This window comes from Bacillus sp. AM1(2019) (assembly GCF_009906915.1).
GTDB classification, from domain to species: Bacteria; Bacillota; Bacilli; order Bacillales; family Bacillaceae; genus Bacillus; species Bacillus velezensis.
Genome location: NZ_CP047644.1, coordinates 1,509,436 through 1,522,561, shown reverse-complemented (window position 1 = coordinate 1,522,561; position 13,126 = coordinate 1,509,436). Strand labels below are relative to the sequence as shown.

At 43.7% G+C, this 13,126-nt stretch carries 2 protein-coding genes; both read right to left on the bottom strand.

Annotation, left to right across the window (positions count from 1 at the left end; all coding sequences use genetic code 11):
- Positions 1 to 14: 14 nt before the first annotated feature.
- Complete coding sequence (locus GNE05_RS07740; protein ID WP_160183198.1) at positions 15 to 7,397, bottom strand: SDR family NAD(P)-dependent oxidoreductase; 7,383 nt, start codon at positions 7,395 to 7,397, stop codon at positions 15 to 17.
- A complete protein-coding gene (locus tag GNE05_RS07735; protein WP_160182641.1) occupies positions 7,397 to 13,108 on the bottom strand; it encodes a type I polyketide synthase in 5,712 nt (1,903 codons plus the stop codon). Before GNE05_RS07735 ends, GNE05_RS07740 begins: the two co-directional genes overlap by 1 nt.
- Between the last annotated feature and the right edge of the window lie 18 nt (positions 13,109 to 13,126).

The window sequence follows — 13,126 nt, the reverse complement described above, 5'->3', positions numbered from 1 at the left end:
AAACAGAGCAGGTGCTACTCTGTTTCATCAATAATTTCAAGAAGCCGTTTTTTATTCTGTTTGATTTGTTTTTTCCGATTTGAATCCGGCCAGTACTCTTTTCTGACAAACTCGGCAGGCGGCAGCGGAGTTCTGACGGAATGATATGAATCATCCAGGCCGCTTACCAAAAGGTGGGCGTTTGTTCCGCCAAAACCGAAAGCGCTGATGCCCGCCCTCCGTTTTCCATCCTTCCAGCTTCTCAGCTCTGTATTCGGATAAAAAGGCGACTTTTCAAATTCAAAGCGGGGATTTGGCGTTTCACAATTCAATGTAGGCGGAATTTCCTTATGCCATATTGATAAAATCACTTTAATGAAACTTGCCGCTCCGGCAGCGCTTAATAAGTGTCCGATATTGGTTTTTACACTTCCTACTCCGCAAAATTGCGTTTTGTTTGTGTCTCTTCGGAATACTTTTGTCAGAGCCTGTAGCTCAATCGGATCTCCAATCATCGTGCCTGTGCCGTGAGTTTCGACGTAGCTGACTGATCCGGGAGTGATATCGGCTTTTTCAAATGCATCTTGAATAACCTGCTCTTGAAGCTTAGGATTCGGGGTCGTAATTCCCATTGTCGCACCGTCATTATTAATAGCTGATGCTTCAATGATACCGTATATCCGATCTCCGTCAGCTTTCGCTTTCTCCAGCGGTTTTAACAGAACAGCGCCAAAACCCTCTCCGGGTACAAAGCCGTTTGCCCTTTCATCAAAAGTAAAACACTGACCGTCCGGCGAAAGAGCTCCTCCTTCTGTTAACATCAGGTAAGGAATTTCATCCAAAAGCAGATCCGCCCCTCCTGCCAGCGCCATCTCTGAATCACCGTTTTTTATGCTTTGGCAGGCTAAATGAATGCTGACTAATGAAGAAGAACAAGCGGTATCAGAAACCATGCTTGGACCGTGAAAATTAAAGAAATGCGACACATGTGAAGCAATAAAGTTTTGACTAAGCCCGACGATGTGGCTGCTGCTTTCTTTCGGCAGTTTGTGACCGTAGCCGCCCATTCTGGAACCGACAAATACGCCGACTTTTTTTCCCGATAATTCTGTTTCTTCATAACCGGCATCCCGTACAGTCTGTACACTCGTTTCTAAGAAATGTCTTATCAGCGGGTCCGTTTGGATGGCTTTCTCCTCTTCCATGCGGAAATACTCCGGATCAAAGCTGCCGATTCCATTGATAAATCCTCCCCATTTGCTGATGCTTTTTCCCTTTTGCTGCACCGGAGAGTAATTTTCTTCTATATTCCACCGGGAATCAGGTACTTCTTTAATATGATTCTTCCCTTTTTTCAGATTGTCCCAAAATTCCTCTTTATCAGCCGCTCCAGGGAACTTACATCCGATTCCGATAACAGCTATCTTTGCAGAGGAAGCCGTCTGCGGTTCTGTATTTCGGCTCGTCACAGACTGCATATCATGCTGATTGCTGCTTTGAGAATCAGTCTGTTCGATTTGTTTTTTCAACGGCGGCGCCGTCTTACCGATATATTCCGCAAGACCATGAATCGTGTTGTGTTCAAGAAGCACAGTAGGGTCAATTTTTTTCTGAATCATTGCTTCTATACGATGTATAATGCTGACAAGAAGTATAGAATCCACACCGTATTCCTGAAAATCCGTATTTGGGTTAAGCTTTTCAAGGGGAATGCTCAATTCCTCGGCAAATACGGCAGAAAGTTCACTGACAAGCCCTTCTGAATGATCAAAAGTGTCGGGAGTCTCCTGTCTTCGCACTGGAAATGAAGCCTTGCCGGTTTTATTGATATTCAGGAGACTGTCTGCATGAAACACTGTTCCTTTTTTCACGATAGGAATGATATTGGCCGATTTTTTCTCCAGTGCATGATACAAAACCGCCAGTCCTTCCCGTGTGGAAAGAGAGTCCAATCCCAATTCATCATATAAAGGACTCGTCACAGTACCCATTCCGACTTCTTTCCAGCTCGGCCAATTGATGGACGTGAAATACGTTCTCCCCTTTTGAAAATGATAAGCCGCGAAATAGTCCATATATGCGTTTGCAGACGCATAATCAGTCATTCCTTTCGACAGTTTGGGTGACTGTGCAGCAATTGATGAAAATAGAATAAAGAAATCCAGCGGCCTATTATTAAAAATCCGCTCCAAATTCTGAAGTCCAGTGACTTTCGGCCCGTACACCGTCTTAAATTCACTCATTCTTTTATGAATAAAGGCCGGATTTCCGCCGCTGTGCAGTCCTGCACAGTGTATGACACCGCTTATATCTTTAAATTCAATGCTTACTTGGTGAAAGAATGAACGCAGCTTCTCTTCATTTGTGAGAGAACCGCTGTAATACAGATAGTTGACACCTTTCTCTTCAAAACTTTGAAACAGTTTGATATTGCTGACTGTCTTTTCGTCCTGTCTGCCCTCTTTCAGCAAATGATCCCATTCACTTCGCAAAGGTAATGGACGCGTCCCCGTCAGCACGAGTTTTTTCACTCCCCGTTTCACCAAATCTTCAGCTATTGCTCTCCCAATGCCCCCTGTCCCGCCGGTAATCACGATGGCTTTATCCGCAGGAAATGAAACAGGCCCGCCGGTATGGATTCTTTCTTCTTCAAAATACGGAACATATCTGACGCCGCTGCGGTAGCATACTTCATTCTCTCCGGTACATTGCGCCCTTTCATTCTCAAAGATTTGTTTCAGCTCATGCGTTTCTTTCATGCTGTCTATATCTATTGTTTTCACATGAACAAAGCCGTATTCCGCAGAAAGGGCTTTCAGAAAAGCCGCTGATTCCGCCCCCGTCAGCTTTGGTTTTTCCGCTTTAAATACCTGCAAGCCATTGGTGATTTGTAAAATGGATAATGGTGTTTCCTTTTTACTCCGCTTAATTATTACTTGTATAAATAAGAATTTACCATATGGGATGCCGTTCTGATTGTCACTCTGGTTTCCGATATCTGAGAAATCAAATATATTTTCGACCTGCCGCTCACCGCCCGAGAAGATCTCACGGATAACGTCGTATGCGTGGTTTTCATCTAATAAAGAACACTCAAACATTTGATCAGAGTGTTTTATAAATGAAGAGTGATGTTTTATGACAATCAGATTCTCCTGATCTATATCCGAACAAATGGTGCGGGCAATTGATTCTGTGTCTTGATTTACAAATGCTACTGTCAGTCCGTACTCTTTTGTTTCGGATGGATTTACAAAAGGATTCTCCCTCCATTTTTTTTGCAAATGATGTTGAAAAGAATGCTGAGGGATCTCTGCCTTCTCAGTCCTGGACGGAACCCAATAACGTTCTTTTGCAAACGGATAAGTCGGAATTGAGATCCGTTTACCCGGCTGCTGTAAATGTTGATGAACGGATTTCCAGTCGATATCCGCCCCCCAAACCCATAATTGAGCCAGCTTTTCCGCTTCACCGTTTTCAATAATGGTCTTTACAAACAATTCACCTGCTCTGCCTTCCGTTAACGCCTTCATTTTTTCAGCAAATGCATCTGCTGATTGCTGATTAACATATACGTCTGGAACTTGCTTGTCACCGCGGCAAAACTCAAATAATTTATCCTTAATTTCTTTAAGAGAGGTACCGGTAATCGCCGCTCTGGCCTCCATCGCTTCTCTGCCCGATTGTGTAGTGTATGCCAGATCCCGTAAAAAGACGCTTTCCGATTGGCCGGCTTCCATCACTTCATTCGGGAACATGTTTCTTATCGCTCCGGCATATTCCTTCAATAAGTATTCAGTAACCGCTTGAATGGAGGCGCAATCAGTTAATTCATACATCGTGAGTTCAATATGAAACATTTCGTTAATAAAATCCGCCATCCGGCTTAATTCCAAAGGCCCTACGCCAAATTCACTCAGGTGATCAGCAATATTAATTTCTTCCGGATGGATATGAAGCAATTCCGAAACAAACGGTTTGAGTACTTCATACACCTTTTCTTTCATATCAGGCTGTTTATCCTTTACTTCAGTACTTAGTGAACGTTGAATAAAATCTTTCATGTTTTCGGCATACTCAAGAAGACGTTCATTGTCTTTGGCAGATAACAGGACAATATGCGGTTCGTTCTCAACATGTTCTGTTGAGACGTTTGTTTCTTCATATTCTTCTATAATGATATGAACATTCGTTCCTCCCGCTCCGAATGAGCTGATCCCCGCTCTTCTCGGAACAGTTACTGTTTTTCCGTTTTCCTGCAGTTTCGGTTTCTTCCAGTCTTGCAATGACCGCTGTACATAAAAGGGAGATGCTTTAAAATCAATATTTGGATTCAACGTCTCCGCATGTATGGAGGGAAACAGTTTTTTCAGTTTCATTTGCAAAAGAACCTTTGTCAAACCGGCAATTCCCGCTGCGGCCTCAAGATGGCCGATATTTGATTTGACAGAACCGATTGAACAATATTGAGTGTGCTCCGTAAATTCCCGAAACGCTTTTGTTAATCCGGTGATCTCAATCGGGTCTCCCAGAGAAGTTCCCGTTCCGTGAGCTTCAATATAACTAATTGTACGAGGGTCAATACAAGCTTTCTGAAGCGCGTCCTGTATCAGTTCAGACTGACCATTCGGATTAGGAACCGTAAAACCGTTTGTTCTCCCTCCGTGATTGACCGCTGTCGCTTTAATCAGCGCATAAATATGATCTCCGTCCCTTACCGCTTCCGCCGCCGGCTTTAAAAGTACGGATCCCACTCCTTCTCCCGGTACATAACCGTCACCGCCCTCGCCGAATGTACGGCACCGGCCATCACTTGCAAAGAAGCGGCTTTGATTTAATAATGTATATTTATTCGGATGAAGCGTAAGATTGACCCCGCCCGCAACAGCAAGTGTGCTTTCTCCTCTTCGTATACTTTCACAGGCTAAGTGAATGGCGTTAAGAGAGGATGAACACATTGTATCAACCGCCATACTCGGCCCCTTAAAGTTAAAGAAATATGATATTCTGTTTGCTATTGCAGAAAATGGAGACCCGACGGCCAGTTCATTTCCTTTAAGTGATTCTTCAACGCCGAAAAATTGATAGCTTCCATATGTGACGCCTGCAAATACTCCGACCTTTTTGCGGGTCAGATCTGAAGGTTTATAACCCGCATCCTCTATGGTATTGTACACTGTCTCTAAAAAGAGGCGTTCTTGAGGATCAAGAAAAGCCGCTTCTTTCGGTGATATCCGGAAAAATAAAGGATCAAACCGGTCTGGATTTTTCAGAAAACCTCCCCACTTATAGCAGCTTCCCTCCAGCATTTCCTTCCGGTCATCGGGAATTTCGCTTACGCAATCCCGTCCATTCATCAGCACATTCTGGAAGTCCCTGATGTTTTCCGCACCCGGGTATCTGCCGCTGACACCGATAATCGCTATATCAGCAGAAAGGGGATCGGCCGCAATGTGCTCTTTTGAATCTTCTCCTTCAGAGCGTACCGGCGCTTTTGTTTCCACTGGTTTTCTTTTTGGCTTTTTTTGATATGAAACAAGTTCAGATGTGCCGGCCGGGTTCAGCAGTTTCATCATTCGTTCGCTGTGATGACTCAGGAAATATTCGGCTAACTGCGATATTGAATGATACTCAAAAAATAATGTTTTCGACAATCTGCCGATACTTTGCTCCAGCTTTTTAGTCAGACGCATGATCATCACTGAATCAATGCCGTATTTCTCCAGATATTGTTTTTCATCTATGAGTGAGGCCGGTAATTTCAATTCCTCTGACATTATATTTTTCAGATAACTGATTATATTTTGTCTTAATTCATCGTTTTGCAAATCGGCATCTTCCTGCTGCTCTGAATGAAAGCTGATTGTGCCGGCACGCTTCAGCACATCCTCAATCTTTTCTTTACGGCCTTTCAGGGCAATCAGCTGTTCAGATGATTGACACAAGCTGTTCTCCAGAGCCTGTATTCCGTCACCGTCATCTAACGGGTCAAGACCGAGTTCCTGTTTCATGTAGGATACTCCTTCATCGTCAATATTCATCCCGCCGGAAGTCCATAGCGGCCAATTGACTGACACTACCCTTTCGGCAGACTCTGTCGCGGTCATAACTGCTGCATACTGATCCAGAAAGGCATTGGCGAAAGCATAGTCACATTGGCCGGCTGAGCCGAAGACTGCCGATGTGGATGAAAACAAGACAAGTAATTCAACTTTCATTTTTTTGATTTCTTCCGCCAGCCACAGCGCGCCATAAACTTTCGAACCTGTGACTTGATCAATTTCTTCTTTTGTCTTTCTTAAGATAAAAGAGTCACGGAGTACGCCGGCACTGTGAAATACTCCATGTAAGGTGCCGAACTGCTCTTTTGCAAAAGCAAATATCCGTTCAGCATCACTTTGTTTTGAAACATCAGATCGGATATATTCAACTGTTGAACCTGAACTTCTTAAATATTCGATCTTTTTCTCCTGCTCTTCAGTTAAATCAGAACGCCCCGTTAATATGAGATTCGCTTTCCATTTTTCCGACAGATGTTTTGCCAGAATATAACCGAGACCGCCCAGGCCTCCTGTAATCAGATAATTCCCATGATGTTTCAGCGGCTGAGTTAAATCGAATGAGCCGGCTTTATTATAGCTTTTCGTAAAACGTCTGCCGTTTTCATAGCGCACTTCAAAATGGATATCCCGTTTTTCGTCACACTCTCTCTGATATATGTCCGCTATTGCTGGAAGAGCGGCTCCCGCACCCTCTGATTGCGTGATATTGATAATCTGATAGTGAAAATTGGGGTGTTCCTGGTGAACGGTTTTCACCAATCCGCCGAGCGCATGATGCAGCGGCAGTTGTTCTTTATTCTCAGTTTGAAAAATATGCGTCAGCTTTATTATCTTTTTCCATTTTAGTTCAATCAGCGCCTGTGTAATATACAGAAGAGAAAACAATCCGTTTTCCAATTGTTTCTGTATACCTCCTTTACTCATGTCAGCCTGAGAATCAGACCACAAGTGAAGAATCTTTTCGGGCAGCTGATAATGATCATGAATGTATCGGAACAGCTTTAGATAATCGTGTTTTTTCACGTGGTTCATACAAATCGTATCATCATGTAAAACAGCAAATTCTTTTCCGCGGATGACAAACAAGAGAGTACAGCCCTTAAACAAACCGCTCAATTCTTGTATTTGCCGTTCATTTTCTGCAAAAATCAGGAGCAATCCCGTCAAGGGTACGCTCTTCTTACTCGGAATGAACGATTCTGTCCATTCCGGCTTGTAATATAAAAGCGGATGGTTCGATGCCCGTGATTTTTGATTCTGAATGGATGTCACACGGGCATAGCCTTCGTCAGCCGACATTTGTCCTGTTTGAATCAGATCAAGAATATCGCTGATTTGTTCACGTTTTCCGTTCATCATTCTTCCCCCATTAATTGTTTCAATACAGCCTTCTGATCAATATCATTGGTTTCCAATTGACGCAGGAGACGAATGAGTTCATCGTCCGTCTGAACAGTGTCTTTTTCATGACCATATCTGAATCTCACATCTCTGCACTCTGCCAGAATGTTTCCGTTTCCATCTGTAAATGTCATATGACACGTTACATCACGGCTGTTCTGCCGGTTCTCTTTTTGAGTATAGACATAAAAATTTTGAGCGAGAGGCTGATAGACATCCGCCGCTCCCAGTCCGATCAATTCCGGGAAGGTTTCTCCGCTGACAAAAAACGCACTGGCTTGAATCGCGGACTCAAGCGCTTCAGGAGAGATCGTAAAATTCTCTCTTTTTGCATAAAGCTCATCCGGCAATGAATGAAACGACAGCATTCCGTCACTGTTTTTCGCTGATTCAATGACAAAAGGCGATTCAGCAGGATGTTCAGTCATTTCTGATTTGACTTCAGCAATATCAAGCGCTTCAGGAAGCATACCGCTTTCAGGCTTAACAATATGCGCATTTCCCCTGGCAAGACGTACTTTATTCTCATTTTTTGTGTTTGCATATATGTCAAATCGCGCAAAGTCGCGCTCAGGCGTCAGCGTAATCATCAGTTCCCGTATATCAGTCATTCCGTTCATGCTTTCGGTCCACAATAAATCAGTTAATGTATGAACTGGTTGTCCAAATGCCTCCGCTGCATTGACGATAGCCATTTCAGCCAAAGATGCATAAGGGAAAAAGGACACGTTTCCTTCAGACAGACTTAGTGCAAACGGATGATTACGGCTGATTTTTTTCGTGAAACTGAACTGATTAAAATCGGACGTGTTACTCCCCAAGAAAGGGTGACCCGGCTTACTCACATCCGCTGAAACAAGTGCGTCCCCTTTTTCCGCTATCCAATACCGCTGTTTGATCAGCGGTTGTCCCGGAATAGAAATCCTGCGGGCATTCCGATTCACCTCAAAAGTCTCCCAATCTATCTTTCTTCCATTTACCCATTTGGATGCTGCTTCGGCGTAATCTGAACAAACGTGAGGCATTTCATTGTGAACTTCTGATTCGAATGTATGACCGGTATGGCTCAAGCTGCTTTTTTCACCCCTGCTATAAGCTGAAAGCTCTTCAGCAATGACCTGCCCGGAATCTGCCACTATCGCCAGCCGTTCTTCCATATGATCGCGTCCCGTCTGAAGTGTATAGGCAATATCCTGAAGACGCAGTTTATGATTGTTATCCTTCGATTCATTTTCTGATAGAAAATCAGCCATAACCTTTGCATATTTTATCAGCCGTTGTTTGTCTTGAGCCGATAAAACAAAGATCACTCGGCCGCTTTGATGATCAAAAGCTTTTGGCGGCTCATACGCTTCCAATATAAGATGCGCGTTTGTCCCTCCTGCCCCAAAAGCGCTTACCCCGGCTCTCAAAGGATGAACAGCATTGCTGTTTTGCGGAATATTCCATTCAGCCGCTTTCCGCTGCACTTGAAAAGGAACCTGATCAAAATCTATAAACGGATTAACAATATCGGAATGCAGAGAAGGAACAAGCTGCTTATTCTTCATTTGGAGAAGCACTTTCGTTACCGCAGCGATTCCTGCCGCAGATTCTAAATGTCCGATATTTGATTTCACCGAACCGATGGCGCAGGGATGGTTCAATTGATAGGAATCTTTCAGTCCTTGAATTTCAATCGGATCGCCTAATGACGTCCCTGTTCCATGCGCTTCAATATAATTGACGGTGTTCGGATCAATGTCAGCTTTACGAAGCGCTTCTGAAATGACCTCCGCCTGCGCATCCGGATTCGGTATGGAATATCCGCTCGTCTTTCCTCCGTGGTTAACGGCGCTTCCCTTAATCACACCGTATATTTGATCTTGATCTTCTATTGCTTTTTTCAATGGTTTTAACAATACGGCTCCGACTCCCTCACCGGGAACATAACCGCTTCCGTCTTTTCCAAAACTCCGGCATCTGCCGTCACTTGATAGAAACTGTCCCATACTGAGGAACTTATATTTATTCGGATGTATTGACAAATTCACTCCGCCGGCTAATGCCATATCGCTCTCTCCGCAATGTATGCTTTGGCATGCGTAATGAATAGAGGTCAGTGATGAAGAGCACATTGTATCCAGAGCCAAACTCGGACCTTTTAAATGAAAATAATAAGACACCCGATTGGCAATTGAAGAATAGACGGACGCCGGCGAGAAAGCCACTCCATTTTCTTCCCCTTCAAATAGTTGATATTGGCCCCACATTGCACCGACAAATACACCGACTTTCATCTTTTCCAGCATGTTTCTCGGGTACCCTGAGTCTTCAAAACAATTTTTGGCCGTTTCTAAAAAGAGCCTTTCCTGGGGATCCATAAGTTCTGCTTCCCTTGGGGAAATATGAAAGAAAAGCGGATCAAATTGATCGGCTCCGCTGATAAAACCTCCCCACTTGCTGTAAGACTTCCCTTTCATATCTCTGTCTTCGCTGAAGAAATCATCCATATTCCAGCGGTCAGGCGGGATTTCTGTAATACAATCTTTTCCGCTCTTTAAATTCTCCCAAAATTCAGGTAAATCTTCAGCCATCGGATACTTTCCGCTTAATCCGATAATGGCAATGTCCTCATGCCTTGTATCAGCTTTCTCATTTATTTGGATCTTGCAGTTTTCATCCTCTATGAAGGTATCTTGAAGTGCAGATTCTAATTTTTCTTTGTCACCTTCAAACACGATCAGCTGTGATGCGTTCAGAGAGAGTGAATCTTGAAAAGCTTTGATCCCATTGGTTTTACTAAGAGGAACCATACCGATTTTTTGTTTCATCCATTTTTCAGTTTGTTTATCCACTTTCATGCCGCCGTCTTCCCATAGCGGCCAGCCGATGGCTACTGAGACGCCGGAGCGTACTTTTTTCCGCCTCATTCCTTCACGCCACTCAGCGAAAAGATCGATGAACCGGTTGGCCAATGCGTAATCCGTCTGTCCGATATTCCCGTACATCGAGGTGCTTGATGAAAACATCACAAAGAAGTCCAAAGGTTCGGTTTGCAGCAAGCTGTCCAATAAGACCGTCCCATTTATTTTCGGAGCGATTACTTCCTGAATTTCATCTTTTGATTTTTGAATCAATAAAGCGTCGTGCGTCACACCGGCACTGTGTATCACACCGTTGATTTCTCCGAATTGCCTTTTAATGGTTTTTATGATTCGCTCTGCATCGCGGCTATCTGAAAAATCACCTCTTATATATTGAACCGAAGAACCGCCTGCTTTCATTCGGCTGATTTTGTTCTTTTTGTCTTCCGTAAGTTCAGAACGGCCCGCTAAAATAATATTGGCTTTCGTTTGGGCTGCGATATGTTCTGCAAATATAAGGCCTAAGCCGCCGGCCCCTCCTGTAATCATGTATACTCCGTTTTCTTTAAAGGAGAAATCTGAGTTTGGAGCCGGTTCTGCTTCCCGTAAGGCACGGACCCAGCGCACATTTCCTTCATAATAAAGATCGGTTTCTCCCGGATGCGCTTCCGTAGATTCGACTCTGATGATTTCAGCTGTAAGTTCCGGCAACGATGACTTGTCTGAAACTGATATCCCGATTGTCTTAAGGGCCAGTTTCGGGTTCTCAAGCACAATAGACTGCCCTGCGCCATGGACTGAAGCGTAAAGCGGCTGATCATTTTTATGATCCGCCGGATAAAGGAAAAGCGATACAACCTTTTTTTCCGTCTTGCTGCGCATCAATGCCCGGCTGAAAAAGAATAGCGGGTAAGCCCCCTTAGAAAGCTGTTCACTTATTTTTTCCGGGCCGGCAAATGACCCTTCCGGCCACCCGTAAACCACGGTGTCGGGCATTTGCCCCCTTTTTTTCAGATCAGCTGCAAGCCTGTCAAAGTGGGCTTCCTCCCTGTGATCTATCTCATAAACACCGTCTCCGTGATAGGAGAAACGATTCCCTGATAAAACGAGAATGATCTGTGTATTTTCGAATCCATTTTCAGCATTTTCCCGCATAAAATGAAAAAGCTCTCTGTCATATTGAAACAGCAGGCATGTTCTTTTCTTTTTATTTCCGCAATTCGGGTCCCAAGCGGCAGCCTTTTGCCTCCAATGCGGCGTTAAATAGGTCAGAGCCGTATGATTCTCTCCATGATGAAGAGGGAGGTCTTTTTCAACGGAAGTTTTTTCGCCGCTTTCTGCAAAATAGTTTGCAAGTTTTTGAATCGTCGGATACTCAAACAATAAAGTAGGGTACAGTTCCCTGCCTGTTTTCTCCTCCAATGCCTTTACGGCTTGCATAAGTGTTACAGAATCGAGGCCTTGTTCATAAAAACCTTTTACCACAGAGAGTGTTTCAGGGGCAGTCCCTTTGATATCTGCGATCAGCTGCTGAATGTCTCCTTCTGTTATAAGAGCGGAAAGATTTTCGTTCATACTTTCTTTCATGTCAGGCTTTTCAGCCGGTTGATTTCGCGTTAAGAAATAACTGGACATTCTTTGATTTTCTTTAATATACGCGGCGAGTTCCCGGATCGTTTTCTGCTCAAACAGGAGTGTAGGATACAGCTGTTCCCCTGTTTTGTTTTCAAGTTCTTTGACAATGGCAAGCAAAGAAGCTGAATCCAGGCCCTGTTCATAAAAACCAATGTCTGTCCTTATGTCACGCAGATCTATATTTGAAACCCTGGATATTAATTCTTTAAGGTGTGTCTCAATGCTTTCGCTTCGATTTATGATTGAATCTTTTCTGATCAGGCTGTCTTTTGGCTGAGAAGCCGCTTCAGTTTCCAAACGAGTCTGCTTTAGGTTTTCAATTAAATCTTTTGAGCGAATATGTTTCACAGACAGCCGCGTAAAATAAGCGATCATCTCCCCGTATGCATCGTACAAACCGTAGCTTACTTGGATGACATCCCCTGAATCATGATTTTGGTCTTGCTTCTCTATGTACACATAACACCTGTCTTCCAGGCGCTTCGTCATACAGAAAGATTCAATATGAATGGGAATATACGTTTCCATCCGGCTTGCCGGAGATCCTTGTGTAAAATATTCGGGACATGCCTGATAAAGGATCGATATGATGGTAGACGCATCAAGAAAAGTGGGATGCAATTGAAAATAGCCGGTATATTGATTGGCAATTTGGCTGAGCGTCAACTCTGCAAGTACAGAATGGTCAGACGCATAAACCTTCCCCAAACTCTTCATAAATTCAAAATGCTCTATATCAACCTTTTTTAAATAGTCATAACATATCTCCATATCGGCTTCACGGACGGAGGCATGTTTGATTTCATCAATATTGATTGAACTCATGCTTTCCGGGATTTTCGGCATGAGCCTGCAGTTCATATTCTCATCCCAGCTTTCATCCAGAATGCAGTCATCTTTTACTTTTCTGCTCTTCGCCTGAATTTCCCATCCCTGTTCCAATCCCTGAAAACGGATGCGGATTTCTCTGTCAAAGGTATCCGATGTTGCTACAGGTTCCAAATACAAAATATTCTGACACTCGAGTTCTTCAATAGGCAAACCTTTGCTCAGCGCCATACGGTATATCATATCTAAAAATGTGACACCGGGTATAATCCGGGTGCCATGCACCCGGTGATCCCTGACAATATAGTCCGTATGTTTAATTGTTAATGTGAACTGATAGTTTTGATTACTGGCCACCTGTCTCATTCCTTTTCT